Origin of the sequence: Xanthomonas arboricola pv. guizotiae (assembly GCF_002940205.1) — a bacterium.
Taxonomy (GTDB): domain Bacteria; phylum Pseudomonadota; class Gammaproteobacteria; order Xanthomonadales; family Xanthomonadaceae; genus Xanthomonas; species Xanthomonas arboricola_C.
Genome location: NZ_MDSK01000033.1, coordinates 1 through 16,534 on the forward strand (window position 1 = coordinate 1; position 16,534 = coordinate 16,534).

At 67.0% G+C, this 16,534-nt stretch carries 10 protein-coding genes and 3 pseudogenes; 8 read left to right on the forward strand and 5 right to left on the reverse strand.

Features of this window, described 5'->3' with window-relative positions; translation table 11 throughout:
- Nucleotides 1-191 (forward strand): annotated as a pseudogene (locus XarbCFBP7408_RS22990) (hypothetical protein); the annotation flags it as partial.
- 168 nt (nt 192-359) lie between these two features.
- Nucleotides 360-2,293: pseudogene (locus XarbCFBP7408_RS17365) on the forward strand (alpha/beta hydrolase family protein).
- A gap of 210 nt (nt 2,294-2,503) precedes the next feature.
- On the opposite strand, the gene XarbCFBP7408_RS17370 reads toward XarbCFBP7408_RS17365, so the two are convergent.
- Together XarbCFBP7408_RS17370 and XarbCFBP7408_RS17380 are read right to left on the reverse strand one after the other, a co-directional pair.
- Nucleotides 2,504-4,828: a S9 family peptidase gene (locus tag XarbCFBP7408_RS17370; RefSeq protein ID WP_181106833.1), complete on the reverse strand. Its 2,325-nt coding sequence runs from the start codon at nt 4,826-4,828 to the stop codon at nt 2,504-2,506.
- Nucleotides 4,829-5,191: 363 nt separating this feature from the next.
- Nucleotides 5,192-6,283 (reverse strand): DUF1615 domain-containing protein, encoded by a 1,092-nt coding sequence (locus tag XarbCFBP7408_RS17380; protein WP_104564018.1) that lies wholly within the window; start codon nt 6,281-6,283, stop codon nt 5,192-5,194.
- Between the two features lie 432 nt (nt 6,284-6,715).
- Between XarbCFBP7408_RS17380 and XarbCFBP7408_RS17385 the strand changes: the two are divergent.
- Both XarbCFBP7408_RS17385 and XarbCFBP7408_RS17390 read left to right on the forward strand, forming a co-directional pair.
- Nucleotides 6,716-8,592, forward strand: a pseudogene (locus tag XarbCFBP7408_RS17385) (diguanylate cyclase).
- A gap of 434 nt (nt 8,593-9,026) precedes the next feature.
- The gene (locus XarbCFBP7408_RS17390) at nt 9,027-9,239 is read left to right on the forward strand and encodes a hypothetical protein (RefSeq protein WP_104564019.1); all 213 of its coding nucleotides are present in this window, start codon (nt 9,027-9,029) and stop codon (nt 9,237-9,239) included.
- A 171-nt stretch (nt 9,240-9,410) separates the two neighbouring features.
- Here the strand turns inward: XarbCFBP7408_RS17390 and XarbCFBP7408_RS17395 are convergent, their stop codons facing one another.
- The gene (locus XarbCFBP7408_RS17395) at nt 9,411-9,956 is read right to left on the reverse strand and encodes a hypothetical protein (protein WP_181106831.1); all 546 of its coding nucleotides are present in this window, start codon (nt 9,954-9,956) and stop codon (nt 9,411-9,413) included.
- Nucleotides 9,957-10,161: 205 nt separating this feature from the next.
- Entirely contained in the window at nt 10,162-11,097 is a 936-nt protein-coding gene (locus tag XarbCFBP7408_RS17400) for a class I SAM-dependent methyltransferase (RefSeq protein WP_429001409.1), read from the reverse strand.
- Nucleotides 11,098-11,314: 217 nt separating this feature from the next.
- On the opposite strand from XarbCFBP7408_RS17400, the gene XarbCFBP7408_RS17405 reads away from it, so the two are divergent.
- Entirely contained in the window at nt 11,315-12,190 is an 876-nt protein-coding gene (locus tag XarbCFBP7408_RS17405; RefSeq protein ID WP_104564021.1) for a DMT family transporter, read from the forward strand.
- A 117-nt stretch (nt 12,191-12,307) separates the two neighbouring features.
- Here the strand turns inward: XarbCFBP7408_RS17405 and XarbCFBP7408_RS17410 are convergent, their stop codons facing one another.
- On the reverse strand, nt 12,308-13,108 hold the full coding sequence (locus XarbCFBP7408_RS17410; RefSeq protein ID WP_104564022.1) for a transporter substrate-binding domain-containing protein: 801 nt from the start codon (nt 13,106-13,108) through the stop codon (nt 12,308-12,310).
- A gap of 154 nt (nt 13,109-13,262) precedes the next feature.
- Between XarbCFBP7408_RS17410 and XarbCFBP7408_RS17415 the strand changes: the two genes are divergently transcribed.
- From XarbCFBP7408_RS17415 to XarbCFBP7408_RS17430, 3 genes are all read left to right on the forward strand, one after another.
- On the forward strand, nt 13,263-13,478 hold the full coding sequence (locus XarbCFBP7408_RS17415; protein WP_104564023.1) for a hypothetical protein: 216 nt from the start codon (nt 13,263-13,265) through the stop codon (nt 13,476-13,478).
- Nucleotides 13,479-13,774: 296 nt separating this feature from the next.
- A complete protein-coding gene (cycA, locus tag XarbCFBP7408_RS17425; protein ID WP_039523314.1) occupies nt 13,775-15,151 on the forward strand; it encodes a D-serine/D-alanine/glycine transporter in 1,377 nt (458 codons plus the stop codon).
- Nucleotides 15,152-15,337: 186 nt separating this feature from the next.
- On the forward strand, nt 15,338-16,249 hold the full coding sequence (locus XarbCFBP7408_RS17430) for a CorA family divalent cation transporter (protein WP_104564025.1): 912 nt from the start codon (nt 15,338-15,340) through the stop codon (nt 16,247-16,249).
- Nucleotides 16,250-16,534 lie beyond the last annotated feature (285 nt).

The window sequence follows — 16,534 nt, forward strand, 5'->3', positions numbered from 1 at the left end:
TCCAAAGCGCACTAGGGATCTCGTTGCGACGTGTCATGCCGGCAATGTTGTCGCCGACTCAACAGAATTCAAGGGTTTTGTTAGCCGCTCTAAGCCTGCTGGCCGCGTTGCCGCCGCTGGTGACGGTGCCGCTGGAAATGTGGTTCCGGCGTATCGGTCTGTTGGGCCCGCGCGCACGCGCCGGTACCTGAGCATGTCGGCGCAGGCCAAGCAACATTGATGCCGCGTGCTTTGCATGGCATCGCGCCAGACGATGGACTCCACAAACCGCCTTTGCCACCATAGGCGGACCAAGGAAGAGGCGGAGTGTCGCAATGCATTATTGGATGAGGGTGGCGACTGCCGCGCTGGCAGTGGCAATGACCATCACGGTGCCGGCTCGCGCGCAGACGCCGTCGCAACCGCTGGATCTGACGCCCTATCTCAAAAGCGACCAGTTCGAGCGGATCAAGATCTCGCCGACGGGTGAGTATTTCGCGCTCACCATGCCGCTGGAAGATCGCACCGTGCTGGGCATCGTACGGCGGCAGGACAAGATGGCCACCGCAAAAGTCACCGGTGGCGCCAATAGCGTGGTGGACGATTTCTGGTGGGCCAGCGACGACCGCATCGTGGTGTCGATGGCGCAGCGGCTGGGGTCGCGCGACGAGCCGATGGCGATCGGCCAGCTGCATGCCATCGACGCCGATGGCAAGAATGGCCGCCTGCTGGCCAGCCCCTATGGCACCAATCCGGATATCAACGGCGTGCAGTTGAAGATGGACCTGGAGCCAGGCACGTTCATGCTCGATACCTTGCCGGGCGATCCGCGCAACATCCTGGTGTCGACGATCCCGTTCGTCGGCGACCCGAACATCCGCATCGACAAGCTGGACATCCAGACCGGCCGGCGCAATACCGTGGCGACCTCGCCGGTGCGGCGCGCAAACTTCGTGACCGATCAGCAGGGACGCATCCGCTTTGCCAACGGCGCCGACGTGAGCAACGTCAGCAAGCTGTATTACCGCGACGACGATGCCGCACCGTGGCGGTTGGTCAATGATGCCGCCAGCAGCGGGCATCGCGAATTTCCGCTCGGTTTTGCGGCCGATGGCAACAAGGCCTATCTGCAGGTGGAACAGGCGAGCGGCACCGATGTGCTGGTGGGATGGGACCCGGCCAGCGGCAAATCCACGCCGTTGTTGCACGACGACACCGTCGACCCCTACCGGATCCTGCGCGATCTGGACGGCACCACGCCGATCGGCGCGTCCTACATGAGCGACCGGGTGCGCAACCGCTTCTTCGACGAGAAGTCGCCGACGGCAAGGCTCTACCGCAGCCTGGAAAAAGCCTTCGACGGCAACGCGGTCTACATCACCTCGGCCACCCGCGACCGTCGCCTGGTGCTGGTGTACGTGTGGAGCGATCGCAATAACGGCGACTATTACCTGTTCGATACGGTCAGCAAGCATGCCGACCGCGTGTTCAGCCGCCGCGAGTGGTTCCCGCCCGATGCCGTCCCGGCAAGCAGGCAGGTAAGTTTCCAGGCGCGCGATGGCTTGCAGTTGCACGGCTATCTGACCCAGCCGCTGCATGCCGCGGCAGGCACGCCGCTGCCGTTGATCGTGATGCCGCACGGCGGGCCGTTCGATGTCTTCGACAAATGGGAGTTCGATGACGAGGCGCAGCTGCTGGCCGCCGCCGGCTATGCGGTGCTGCGCGTCAATTACCGCGGCTCGGCCAATTACGGGCGTGCCTTCACCCAGGCCGGCGCCAGGGAGTGGGGCGGGCGCATGCAGGACGATCTCACCGACGCCACCCGCTGGGCCATCGCGCAGGGCGTGGCCGATGCCTCGCGCATCTGTCTCTACGGTGCCAGCTACGGGGGGGGTACGCTGCGCTGATGGGTGTTGCGAAGGAGCCGGCCCTGTATCGCTGCGCCGCCGGCTATGTCGGCGTCTACGATCTGGACATGATGGCGCGCGACACCGCGCGCTACGCGCGCTGGGCCAAGAACTGGACCGGCGACTGGCTGGGCGCCCGCGACACCCTGGCGGCACGCTCGCCGGTGATGCTGGCCAGGCAGATCAGGGTGCCGGTGTTTCTGGCGGCAGGCGGCAAGGACGAGCGCGCGCCGATCGAACACAGCAAGCGCATGGAGCGCGCGTTGAAGGGTGCCGGCGTGCCGGTGGAGGCGCTGTATTTCCCCAATGAAGGCCACGGCTTCTACACCGAGCCACATCGTCGCGAGTACTACACCCGCCTGCTGGCGTTCCTGAGCACGCAGTTGGGCGGCAGTAGGGCGAAGTAGGCGGGTGGTGGTTCCATCCGGTGTTGTCCGGATGGAACGTGCGGCCAAGCTGCGTCGTGGTGGTGCGGGGTGGTCAGGCACCGGACAGCGCCGCGCCTGCCTGGAGTTGCTGCTTGAGACCCATTGCGCAGCGATCAGTGAGTGTCGCGGCCGGGGCCGCTCCTACGCGGCAGGGGCCTTCAGGTCGCCGGCGACCATGCGTGCGTGCGCTCAGTTCTTGGGCATCGGCTTCATCTGGTAGTCGGCCGGTGGCGTGGCGCCGAGCAGGTGTTGCACGAAGTAGTCCCAGCGGCGGCGGCTGACATACGGGGTGAGCTCGCCATAGCCGTGCTTGGCGTTGGGCAGCATCAGCATGTCGAAGGTCTTGTTGGCCTTGATCAGGGCATCGGCCACCAGCAGGGTGAGATATGGCGGCACGTTGTCGTCCAGGGTGCCGTGCACCAGCATCAGCTTGCCCTTGAGTTTGCCGGCGTGGTTGGCGTTGGCCTGGTCGTCGTAGTTGGAGCTGCCGTCCTTGTTGACGATGTGCTCGCCGTGATACTTCTCGGCCCAGTCGTCCTCGTAGCCGCGGTTGTCGTGGTTGCCGCTTTCCGACCAGGCCACCTTGAAGAAGTCCGGGTAGCGCAGCATCGCGGCGGTGGACGCATTGCCGCCGCCGGAGTGGCCCCAGATACCGACGCGGCCCAGGTCGATCCACGGATAGCGCCGGCCCAGCTCCTTCAGGCCGGCCACCTGGTCGGGCAGGGTGTTGTCGCCCATGTTGGCGTACCAGGTGTCGTGGAAGCTCTTGGAGCGCCATGGCGTGCCCATGCCGTCGATGGCGACCACGATGAAACCCAGTTCCGCCAGCGATTGGTTGTCGCCATGGCCGGCAAGGAAACTGCGGCCGCGCACCGAGCCGGTCTGCGGGCCGGGATAGACGTAATCGATGACCGGGTACTTGCGCGCCGGGTCGAAGGTGCTGGGCTTGAACATCAGGCCGTACAGCGTGGTCTTGCCATCGCGCGCCTTGACCGTGATCGGCTCCGGCGGCACCCAGCCGGCCGCCTTGAGGCGGCCGATGTCGGCAGTGGCGATCGTGCTGACCGTGCGTCCGTCGCCGGCATCGCGCAGCAGCGTGACCGGTGGCGTGACCGAGGTGGAGTAGGTATCGACAAAGCGGGCGCCATCGGGCGCCAGCGCGATGCTGTGATCGGCGACTTCTGGCGTGAGCAGCACCGGCTCACCACCGTCCAGGCTCACCTTCCACAGCTGCTGGTAATACGGGTCCACGCCCGCGCTGCGGCCGACGCCGACGAACCACGCGGTGCGCGTCACCGGATCCACGCGCAGCAGTTCGGTGACGTTGCCCTGGCCGCTGGTGATCGCGCGCTTGGGCTTGCCGGTGGCCAGGTCGTAGAGATACAGCTGGCCCCAATCGCTGCGCTCGGAAAACCACACCGCCTCCTTGCTGCCGGGCAGGTACGCCCAGTTGGCGGCGACCTGGCCGCTTTCGTAATAGGTCTTGGCGGTTTCGTCGAAGGCGGTGCGCACTTCGCCGGTGGCGACATCGGCAATGCGCAACCAGACCTGCTTGTGGAAGCGCGAGGTCGAGGCGAAGGCCAGGGTCTTGCCGTCCGGCGCCCACTTCACGTCGTCCCACAGGCCCGGCGAGCAGCTGACGTCATCGCACAGGGTGGAGCGGTGCTGGTCGGGCGGCAGTTTCAGCCGCAGCACGCTGCGCGTGGGCACGTCGATGACCACGCGCTCGATCATGGTCACGTCCTTGTCGCCGGCCAGCGGGTATTTCCACGACTGCAGTTCCGGATGCCCGAGCCTGGTGCTGACCAGGTACATGTCGCCGGTCTTGCGCTGGTCCTGCTGGAAGGTGGCGATCTTGCGCGAGTCCGGCGACCAGGCCACGATGGCATTGTCGCTGTGCTGCCAGCCGGCGTTGTCGGTGGCATAGCCGAAGTTTTCCACACCGTCGCGGGTGAGCTGGGTCTCCTGGCCGCTGGCGAGCTCGCGCACCCACAGGTTCCAGTCGCGGATGAAGGCTTCGCTGCGCTTGTCCGGCGACAGCACGCCCGGCTCGGCCTTGTCCTTTGCATACAGCTTGCTGCAGCGCGCACGCGCATCGCAGACCACCGCGGTGTCGCGCACGTTGAGGCGGTAGCGGCCATCGGCGGTGCGCTTGACCGCTGGGGCGAAGGTGTCGGCCTTGAGCGGCTTGTCGCCGGTCTTCAGCAGCGTATCGAGCGAGGCGACCAGCGCGGACTGCTTGAAGATCGGCGCGCTCTTGCCGGTGGCGGTGTCCAGCTGCAGCAGCTGGTTGCCCTTGGCATCGTGGTCGACATAGACCACGTGGGTGGCGTCCAGCCAGTCGATGCGGGTGGCGGCATGGTCCACCAGCGGCTGCGCGGCGTAGTTGATCAGGCGCTCGGCGCGCGCGTAGTCGGCGGCGGTGACGGCAGGCGTCTGCGCACCGGCGAGCGCCGGCAGGGCGGCCAGGACGATGGCGGAAAACAGCTGCCGCAGCGGCAACGGGGTGGGCATGTAGGACTCTCCGGGACGAAAGGAGCGCGCAACGCGGTCGGCGCGACCGCCCGATGCTACCCGTCACGTCGGCCAGGTGCCTCTGCCAGAAGTCGTGCTTGGCGCCGGGAACGCGCCGGCGCCCGCGCAGCCGCTTCAACCGGCGAAGATGGCATCGGGGACGCAGTGCAGCGATCGCCCCCGGCGGCTGCCAGGCGACCAAAAAAACCAGCGCTGCGCCGCCCGCATCTGCTGCTGCCCGCCGCACACGTGCCTGCGTGCGAAAGGCATGTCTGCACAGCGCGATGCGCATGGCGGAAGCAAGTCGATACGTACCGGCGCCTCTGCGCGCGTGCTGCAGCGATGGCAGATCCGCACGCGCGCTTACTTGCCCATGCAGCGCTTCCAGCGCTCGTTCACCCGCTGCGCGAACCAGGCGGTGGTGAGCGTGCGGGTGATCTTGGAGCTCTCCAGCGTGATGCCGGGCAGCACCGCACGCGGCAGCGGCTTGCCGGCATCGCGCTCGGCCAGCGCGAATACCTGGCGATACAGCGCGGTGTCTTCGAAACCGGCCGCGTTGCCGGCTTCCAGCGCGCGGCGCAGCTGCCGGTCGCTCATCGCCAGCTGGCTGCCCAGGGCACGCGCGGCGCGTTCGGTGCCGCCGGGCGCATCCAGGCTGGCGCCGGGCGTCAGCAGGTCGCCGTCCAGGGTCAGCGCGATGCCGCTGGCCTTGCTCAGCGCCGCCTGGAAGGCGGCATTGCGGCTGGCGTACCAGCCGGCATTGAAGTCGGCAAAGCGGTACAGCAGTGCGTCGTAACTGGCCCGGTACCCGAGCAGGTGCCGGGTGCCGAACCACAGCCCGCCGCGACGGCTGAAGACCTCGTGGCGGATCGAGTCGCCGGGCGGATACGGGTAGCGCTCGGCATGCTGCTCGGCAAAGGCGATGCTGACCTGCATCGGCCCGGCGGTATGCACCGGGTTGAGCCCGTCGAACAGGCGCGCGCCCAGCGGCACGCTGCCGGTGAAGTCTTCGAAGATGTGGCTCAGCTCCTGCTCGGTGCGCGCGCTCGCGATGCGCGTGGCGTAGCTGCGGCCGTCCGGCGAACCCACACGCAGGGCGGCATCGACCATGAAGCCGGGAATGTGGTGCGCGCTGGCGCGGCGGTCGATCTCGGCGCGCGAAATCTTGCCGAGATTGGGCACCACCGGGTTGGCCTGGTAGGTCGATTCCTGCTCGGTCACCGCCAGCACCGCGCAGATGTGCTCGGCGCTGGTGTCCAGCCCCTGCGAGGACAGTGCCACGTAGACATCGTCGGCCCAGCCGTTGCGATCGCCCAGCGTGGCCGGCAGGCGCCGGGCGATGTCGGCCTTGACCGCATCCGGGGAGCGCTGTGGCGCCCGCGGCGCCTGGGTGGCGCAGGCCGACAGCAAGGCGACGGCGAGCAGCGTGAGCAGGCGGGGCAGGCGGGATGTCACGGCGTCTCCAGGATCCGGGCGGCGGCAGGTGCCGTGCCGCAGTTTACGTGGCTGTCGCTGGGCGGCCGCATGCGGCGATGCGCATCGCCGCCGGCGCCGGCTGCACGCCTGGCCGCAGTGCCTGCCAAGAGGCACGGCTGCGGGCCGCTGCCATGCGATCCGTCGGCCGATTCAAGCCCGCTGCGCGCAGGCCGTTAACGATCTTGACGCAAAGCCTGGCGATCACACGACCTGCCGTGCTCGCCGGTCATCATGACCGCGTATCTGCATCGATGCGGCGTCAGGCAGACGCCGACATCGCTCCGATTCCACCGCCAGCCAACCATGGGAGAGCTCGAGTGCCGCAGCAACCAGCAAACCCGATGCGGGCAGGGCGGCGCTTGCCGTGCACGGTAGCGATGCGGTGTGACGCATCGTCGCCGTGAGGTGTCGATGAGCAGTGCGACGCCACGCTGGCGGCGCATGGTCGCGGGGATGGCCGCAATGCTGTTCAGCGCGACGCTGTGGGCGCAGCCGCAGCCGTGGAAGAGCATCGAGACCGCCGCGATCGACGACCCCAAGGCCGCCCTGCAGGCCGCCCAGGCCGCGTTCGGGCGTGCCCGCAGCGATGGCGACGCCGATGCGCAGTTCTGGGCCTTGCTGGCGCAGGCGCGGGTACTGATCTCCCTGGAAGAGGGCGAGCGCCGCCAGGCAGTACTGGCGCAGGCGCATGCGATGCTGGAACGGGTGCGCGGCAACGCGGCGCAGGCGCAGCTGTGGCTGGCGATCGTGCAGGCGCTCTCAGCGATGTGCGCGAGAGCCCCAACCGCGGCATGCTGGCGCGGCTGGAAGCGCTGCGTCAGCAGGCGCGCGCGCTGGGGCGCACCGATCTGCTGTGCGAGATCGAGGCGGTCGACATGTGGAGCATGCTCGCCTCCGGCAGCAGCGACGAGGCCTGGAACGCCGCGCAGGCGAGCTACCAGTGCGCAGTGCGCGAACACAGCTTGAGCCTGGAGCTGGATGCCTTGACCCAGCTCGGCGCGCTGGCCAGCCGCGTGGGTGGCCGTTCGGCGGAAGACAACGATGCCGAAGACTATCTGCAACGCGCCCTGGCGCGCTTGCGCGGCCAGCCGGCACGCTTCCAGCGCAGCCTGATCGAATACGAATACGGCACCTCGCTGGCAGCGCAGCAGCCGGATGCGGCGTTGCTGCACTTCAAGCGCGCGCTGGCGCTCAGCCGCGAGCTGGGCGATCAGGCCGGTGTGGCCGCGGCATTGACCAGCGCCAGCGAGGTGCTGATCGACACCGGCGATGTCACTGCGGCACTGGCAATGGCGCGCGAGGCGCTGCCGTTGATGCAACGCCAGGGCAATGTCGGCCGCGTGGCCGCCTGCCATGCGGTGTTGCTGCGGGCATTGGCCGCGCTCAAGTCCGGCAGCCTCGGCATGGAGATCATCGCGGCCAGGGCAGCGGACGACCCCAATCTGCCGTTGGTGCGGCGCGCGCGACTGCTCGATGCCATTGCCCAGGCACTGGCAGCGGAGGGACGCCATGCCGAGGCCTACCAGGAACTGCAGCGCGCCAACACGTTGCGCGCGCAGAGCCTGGATCGCCAGCGCGACACCGTGATGCTGCGCCTGCAGGCGCGTTACGAAGATGCGCGCCGTGGTGCGGAAACCGCCGAGCTGCGCCGCCGCAGCGAGACCGCGCAACTGGCGTTGCAGGCCCGCGAAGCCGGTCAACGTGCCTTGTGGATTGCGCTATGCGCGGCCTGCATGCTGTTGCTGGGCGCGCTGGTGGTGCTGGCCTTCGGTGCGCGCCACCGGCGGCAACTCTCGCGGCTGGCGATGCGCGACGAACTCACCGGCCTGCCCAATCGCCGCGCCATTCGCGCCGAGGCACAGCAGCAGGTCGAGCAATCGGTGCGCTCGCAGGTTCCGTGCATGCTGGCATTGATCGATCTGGACCACTTCAAGCTGATCAACGACATGCATGGGCATGCCACCGGCGATGCCGTGCTCAAGGCGCTGGCCAGTGCCTCCAGGCTGGCGCTGCGCACGCAGGATCGGCTGGGCCGGCTGGGTGGCGAAGAGTTCCTGCTGGTGCTGCCGGGCTGCAGCGCAGAGGAGATTCCTGCGGTGTTTACGCGGCTGCGCAATGCGGTGGCCGCGATCGAGATCGCCGGCCTGCCCGCCAATCAGCCGGTGCGCTTCTGCATGGGCGCGGTGAGCGCCACTGCGGGGAGCGGTCTGGATGTGCTGCTGGGGCAGGCCGATCTTGCGCTGTATGCCGCCAAGACCGCCGGGCGCGATCAATGGGCAGTGGTTTGAGTGCCGCATGCGCGGCTACGCGGTGCCAGCTGCGACATCTGCGACATCTGCGACATCTGCGCGGGGCTGCGGCACGATCGTGCGGTTGCGCCGCCACGTTGTTGCACTGTTGCTGGCCATCTTCCCTGAGACGAATGCAGCGTGGAGCATTCCATTCACTCTGAGCGAGTGCACTGCGCCATCGGTATAGCGGCCGCGCTCAGCCGGCAGGTGCGTGTCATGCGCTCACTGCGCGACCACCAGGTGTTGCATGCGTGCGACGGATGGCCTCGGCCGGTTGCGCTGCGCGTACACTGCGCCGCCACCAGCGAACCGATGCCTGCGTGAAAAAAAAGCGGCCCAAATCACCGCCACCTGCGCCAGCTCCCGCAGCGTCCCGGATCCACGAATGGATCATCGGCGGGGGAGCCGTTGTCGTGGCGATCGCCTGTTGCATGCGGCTGTGGCTGGTGCTGGAGGCGATCGTCACGGGGCGCTATATCAGCGTCATCCGCGGCCGGCCGACCAGGATCTTTTACGCGGATGCAGACCCGCAGCGGTTCTGGATCGCCATCGGCTGGGATGCGTTGCTGAACAGTGTGCCGTTGGCGATCATCGCCTGGTTCACCTACGTTGCCTGGACGACGTACCGACGCGGCAGGCGATGACCTGCGCGGTGGTTGCACAGCATGCGCAACTGCGGTGCCGCGCTGTCGGCGACGACGCGGCTGCGCAGGCACGCGACAAGCCGCTGTTTAGGAGACGGTATTGATCAGCCGTCGGTTCACAAGGCCGTGGCAACCGCCTGCGCCGATCGACGCCTGCGCATCATGCGGCCATCAGGGCTGTGTCTGCTTTTGCTTGCGCGATGGCGGCTGCGCCTCGCGCCCGGGCCAGGTGTCGTAGCTGTAGACGAACTGCTTCTGATCGGCTCCCATTGTCGGGTCGCAGTGCCAGGAATTGGCGACGCTGCCCGGTTCCAGCACGCCATCGACTTCGCGCACGGACTGCGCGTCGAATGCGCAGATCGCCCCGTACAGCTTGATATCCCGGTCCGGCGCCGCAGTAGGGTGGGCATGTTGCACCAGCACGATGTGGCTGCCGTGGAAGTGGTGCACCTGGGCGCCGTGTTGGCGATTGGTGCTGAAGTAGCACGGTGCGCCGATGCCCAGCGGGAGCACTTCGTCATCGCGCAGGATTGCGCACTTGCCGGCATGTTCGCCCAGGCGAATCGTACGCCCGGCCAGAACGGCACGGGTCACCGGATGGCGGGTGGTGACTTCGGACATGGGCTGCGCCGGTGGCGTCTGCGGCGCGGTCTGCGCGTGCGCGCCGGCCATCACCAACAGCGTGGCGAGCAACCACCTCGTAAAGCGGATGCGCATGCAACGTCCTTGTCGTGGGCGCTGCAGTATCGCAGATCCGTTTGCTGGCCAGGCGTGGCTGGCAAACCGGTTGCACGTCAATCTGACGGACGCGGCCAATGCTCGGCGCGGCATCTGTCTGCTGCAGGGCGGTGTCGTGCGCAGCATCGACAAGCGGTCGGCCGCGACTGACTGCGCGTTCCCGGTTGCGGCAAAAATCCTGCGATCAGCGCCGCGCCGGCAGCGTGGCCAGCACCCCATCCAGCGCCAGCTGCGTGCTGAAGCCGGCCTTGCCCAGGCGTTTGCTCACTTCGTTGGGCACATCGCGCCCGCTGGTGAGCCGGTTGGGCGCACCGGTGTAATGGAACAGGCGCCCGCCACGGCGCAACACCCGCGCCAGCTGGTCGTAGAACAGCTGCGAATACAGCTCCCCGGCAATGCCGAAGCGCGGCGGGTCGTGCAGGATCGCATCGACCGAAGCGTCTGCCAGCGTGGCGATGTGCTGCGAGATATCGGCGTGGGTCAGTTGCAGGCGTCCGCCGTAGACGGCATCGTCCGGATCCGGCGACCAGGGGTTGAGCGTGCGCAGCCACAGCACGTCGGCATTCTTTTCGAACGAGTGCAGCTGCGCCACCCCGGCTTCCAGGCAGCAGGCGGCGAAGTAGCCCAGCCCACCGCAGGTATCCAGCACGATCTTGCCGCGCGGATCGACCAGCGCCACCTTGCGGCGCGCATCGTCGAACGGCGACAGCTGCGCCGACGGCAGCATCTTGATGCCATCGATCTCGAAGGTGGGCGCGCCCCATTCGGTGGGGATGAGTTTGATCAGCGCGCCGCTGAAACGCGAGATCGGGGCGAAATCATCACCGTCCCAGACGTAGAGCGTGCGCTCCTTGAGCTTACCCGGATACGGGTAGCCCCTGCCGCGCCACTGCCAGGTCTGTGCATCGAGCTGGGCGGTGTCGGTGCTGCGGCCCAGGTCCAGCGAGCCGGTCCACTGGGTCAGACCACTGCCGCGCGCGGCAAGCAGCGCTTGGGCATCGGAGGAAATGAGTAGCGGGCCGGAGTAGTGGGGCACGAGTCGCTGGTCCGGATAGGCGCGCGTTAGGCGCGTTGCTGGTGCGAGGGATGGACTGGCATCGTAACCGACCCCGTCACGCATGCGTATCCAGCGCGCCGCCGGCACGATGGCGGGGCGGCGCCGCGGCGCTTATCCGCAGCGACGTGAGGAGCGGCATCGTCTGCACGGTGTACCGGTGGCGATGCAGCCGTCGCGCCCGGCGGCATGCGTCGATTCCTCTGACGCACGCCGCACCGCATACTGCGCACTGCCCCCATCGACATGTTGTCCGATTGGCGCCAACCGTGGAGGATCGGCAATGCTGAAGGGTGTGTTGTTGGGGTTTGCCTGTTATGCGGCCTATTCGATCAGCGATGCGTTCGTAAAGCTGCTGGAAGGCACGCTGCCGGTCTACGAAGTGCTGTTTCTTGGCGCGCTGCTGATGCTGCTGGCGGTGCCATTCCTGAAAAAGCCCGACGACCGGTTGCGCGAACTGGTGATGGCCAGGCAACCCAGCCTGTGGCTGTTGCGTGCGCTCACCGGCGCCATCGGCAACCTCACCTCGGTGATCGCCTTCACCACCTTGCCGATGGCCGAGGCGTTCGCGCTGATCTTCCTGATGCCGATCTTCGTCACCGTGCTGTCGGTGGTGTTCCTCAAGGAAGAAGTGCACTGGCGGCGCTGGTCGGCGGTGATCGTCGGCTTCATCGGCGTGTTGATCGTGCTGCGCCCTGGCTTTCGTCATCTCACCCACGGGCATGTGGCCGCGATCGTGTGCGGCCTGGTCGGTGCGATCTCGGTCATCACCCTGCGCATGGCCGGGCATAGCGAAAAACGCCTGACCTTGTACGGCGCCGGGGTGATCGGCCCGTTGGTGATGGGCGGGATCATGATGTTGCCGACCTTTGTCTGGCCCACGCTGTATCAGTGGGGGCTGTTGGCCGGCTACGGCCTGCTTGCCGGCCTGGCGGCGATCTGCCTGATGTACGCCACGCGCATGGCGCCGGTGAGCGTGGTGGCGCCCACCCAATACAGCCAGATGCTGTGGGCAATCGCTTTCGGCTACCTGCTGTTTCACGATCACCTGGATTGGCCAATGGCGGTGGGCATCGCGCTGATCCTGGGCGCTGGTTTGTTCACCTTGGTGCGCGAGGAACAGGTGTCGCGCTGGTGGCGACGGACCAAGATTGTTTGAGAGCGGGGATTGGGGAGTCGGGATTGGGGATTGGTAACGGCGTCAAAGCATGTTGTCGCTGGTGTCACTTGCCTCTGCCAATCCCGAATCCCCAATCCCGACTCCCCAATCCCGGTTTTACGGGGGCGCAGTGGATTCCTTGCGCGGTGCGCGCCAGGTTTCAACGATGTGCGCGTACTCGCCGCTGGCCTTGCTCAGGTGCAGCCACTGGTCGACGTACGCTTTCCAGGGTTGGTCGTTGCGCGGTAGCAGGAAGGCTTTTTCGCCGTATTGCAGCGGCTGTTCCGGTGCCACCGCGCACAGGCCGGGCAGGCGTGCCTGCTGGTGGAGCGCTTCGGAGGCGTCGGTGATCATCACGTCCGCGCGCTGCTGCAGGAGCGCGTGGAAGATGGTGGTGTTGTCGGCGAACAGGCGCAGGTGTGCGCGCGGTAATTGGCGGCGCGCGAAGGCCTCGTTGGTGCCGCCGGGCGGTTCGATCACGCGCACCTCGGGTCGGTTGAGTTGCGCGAGGCTGCGGTAACGCGCCTGGTCGGCGCAGCGCACCAGCGGGATCTTGCCGTCCACATCCAGCACCGCACTGAAACTGGCCCGGCGTTGCCGTTGCAAGGTGACCGAAATGCCGCCGACCGCGATATCGCAGCGATCGGCGAGCAGGTCGGGCAGCAGTTGCGGCCAGCTGGTACGGACGAACGCCACGCGCGCGTCCAGGCTGCCGGCCAGCGACTGCGCCAGCGCGATATCGCTGCCCTCGAACTGCCCGTCGGCACGCAGCAGCGAGTAGGGGCGATAGTCGCCGGTGGTGCAGACCCGCAGCACGCCCGATTGCAGTACCGCATCCAGGCGTGAGGCAGGCTCGGGCGCGGCTGCGTGCGCAATGCCGCAGCTGAGCAGGAACGCAAGGCAGATGCGATGGCGCATGACGTGGCCTCGGAAGAGGCGGCCATGATAGCCGTGGCCGATGTGGTGTGGCCGACGTCAACGCCATGTCAGCACGATCCTGCCCGGGATCACGGTGCGGTAGCGCTGCGATGCGCACTGTCGGTGCTCTATTCGAACCGATCGGAGCCACCCCATGCAGCTCAATCCACGCACTGCGCATCCGACGACCACCGCCATCGCCGGGCTGTCGGCACACGGCACGCCCAATCCGGATACCAATGAAGACCAGATCCCACTGGAAGAACAGACCCCGCAGCAGGGCGGTCTGCGGGAAGAGGTGGGCGATCTGGAAGAGGACGACGATCAGGCATTGCCTGGCCGCGTCGGCGGCGGGCTTGCGGGGGGGTGATGCGGGCGGGCTGGCAGTGCATGTGCGTGCGCAGCGCAGTGGACAGTGTTGCAACGCGCCAGTGCCAGGCAGGCGATGCCTGCTCCGGCGGTGCGTTGCGCGCATCCCCGGTGGCTGTGGTTCCTCGATGAACGCAGCGGCGGACGCGCAGATATGCCGCGCACCACGATGGGGCAAGCCGACCGCCATTCGCCGGCGCACGCTGCGGCCTACCCGGCGCCACAACGCAAACCGCTGGTGCGCGCTGCCGCGATCTCGTATTTTTGACGGCTTGTTCACTTGCCGGTGCCGTGCCCATGTCTGATCCGTCCGCGCCCGATCATCTGCAACGCAGTCTCTCCAATCGCCACCTGCAGCTGATCGCCATCGGCGGGGCGATCGGCACCGGGCTGTTCATGGGCTCGGGCAAGACGATCAGCCTGGCTGGCCCGTCGATCCTGTTCGTCTATCTGATCATCGGCGCGATGCTGTTCTTCGTGATGCGCGCGATGGGCGAGCTGCTGCTGTCCAACCTGGAGTACAAGTCGTTCATCGACTTCTCCACCGATCTGCTCGGGCCGTGGGCCGGGTTCTTCTGCGGGTGGACGTACTGGTTCTGCTGGATCATCACCGCCATCGCCGACGTCATCGCGATCGCCGCCTATGCGCAGTTCTGGTTCCCCGGATTGGCGCCGTGGATTCCGGCCATCCTCTGCGTGCTATTGCTGCTGAGTCTGAACCTGGTGACGGTCAGGTTGTTCGGCGAGATGGAGTTCTGGTTCGCGCTGATCAAGATCATCGCCATCTGCGCCTTGATCCTCACCGGCGCCGGGCTGGTGGCCTGGGGCTTCCGTTCGCCGTCGGGCAATGTGGCCTCGCTGTCGAACCTGTGGAACGACGGCGGCATGTTCCCGATGGGCATTGGCGGCTTCTTCGCCGGGTTCCAGATCGCGGTGTTCGCCTTCGTCGGCATCGAGCTGGTCGGCACCACCGCTGCGGAAACCGCCGACCCGCGCCGCAACCTGCCCAAGGCGATCAACTCGATCCCGGTGCGTATCCTGATCTTCTACGTGCTGGCGCTGATCGCGATCATGGCGGTGACGCCATGGCGGCAGGTGGTGGCCGACAAGAGCCCGTTCGTGGAGTTGTTCGTGCTGGCCGGCGTGCCGGCGGCGGCGAGCCTGATCAACTTCGTGGTGCTGACCTCGGCCACCTCGTCGGCCAATAGCGGCATCTTCTCCACCAGCCGCATGCTCTACGGCCTGGCCGAGGAACAGCACGCACCCAAGGGCTTTGCCAAGCTCTCGCGTGCAGCGGTGCCGGCCCGTGGCCTGCTGTTCTCCTGCCTGTGCCTGTTGCTGGGCGCGATGCTGGTGTATCTGATCCCCAACCTGGTCACTGCGTTCACGCTGGTCACCACCTTGTCGGCGGTGCTCTTCATGTTCGTGTGGTCGCTGATCCTGTGCGCCTACATCGCGTACCGGCGCAAGCGGCCCGAGCAGCACGCGGCCTCGGCGTTCAAGATGCCTGGCGGCGTGTTGATGTGCTACGTGTGCCTGGCGTTCTTCGCCTTCGTCATCGTGCTGCTGACCTTGCAGGCCGACACGCGCCAGGCCCTGCTGGCCAGCCCGGTGTGGTTCCTGATCCTGGCGATCGGCTATGCGGTGAAGCGGCAGCAGACGCGCAGCGGCTGAGCGGTCGTAGCAGCCAAGACATCCAGCGAAGACCTCATCGAGGCCCCGCATCGCGGGGCCTTGGCGTCTGTGGCTGCACGGCGCCGCGATAAAGGCCACTGGCAGCTAAGCACGCGATGCGCGCGACGTTGACGCGGCTGGGATGGAACGGGATGCTCGCCGCCATCCATCGCCACGGCCCATCGCATGATCACCACGCACCCGATTGCCGGAACGCAGCATACGCAAGGTTGCTGGGTCGACCTGTGCCAGGCCAGCGCGCAGGAACTGGCGCAGGCCGCAGACAAGGTGGGCTTTGCGCTGCCGGATCGTGCGGCGATCGGCGAGATCGAATTCTCCAGCCGGGTGCGGCGCCAGGGCGAGGTGCTGTTTCTCAACGTGCCGCGCTTTCAGGACGACGATGGCCCGACTGCGCCGCTGGGCTTTGCGTCGTCGCCGACCATGCTGGTGACCCTGCGCGAGCAGCACATGGGCTCGCTGGATGCGGTGGCCGCGCGTCTTGCGCATGAGCCCTGCCATAGCGCCGACGATCTGCTGTTGCGCATCTTCGACCAGTTGGTGGGGCACCTGGCAGACCGGCTGGAATCGCTGGAAGCCGAGGTCACCGACACCACCCGGCAGGTGTTCGACAACCCGCACAAAACCAAGGACCTGGAGCGCATGCTGCATCAGGTCGGGGGCATGGGCCGGCGTCTGGGCGGGCTGCACAATGCCGGGCAGGGCCTGCTGCGTCTGGTCACCTATCTGGACGGCGCCGCGCCGGACTGGTTCGGTGCCGATGCGGCCAAACGCATCGGCTTGCTGCACAAGGATCTGACCACCTTGAGCGAGTTCCAGCAGCACATGGACGACCGCATCGAGTTCCTGCTCGACAGCGTGCTGGGCATGATCAACATGGACCAGAACAACGTGATGAAGGTGATGGCGGTGGCCTCGGTGGTCGGCATTCCGCCCACGGTGCTGGTCGGCATCTGGGGCATGAACTTCGCCTACATGCCCGAGCTCAAGTGGCACGACGCGTATTACTGGGCGCTGGGCGTGATCGTGCTGAGCATGCTGGTGCCGCTTGCATGGTTCCGCAAGCGCGGCTGGGTGTGATGCATCAGAGCCGGAAACCTGTAGGAGCGCACCAGGGCGCGATGTGGCGTTACCGGGAAGGCCCTCGCGCCCAGGGGCGCTCCTACGAGGTGCCGTCAGCGCAATCGTCTGTCGCCCACGGTTGCGTGACTACGCAATGCCAGGCTAGGGCGGCCTGGTAGCTGTACAGCGCGCGGCAGAATGCAGAAAACCCGTAGGAGCGCACCTGGGCGCGATGCGGCGTTACCGGGAAGGCCCTCGCGCCCAGGGGCGCTTCTACGAGGTGCCGTCAGCGCAATCATCTTG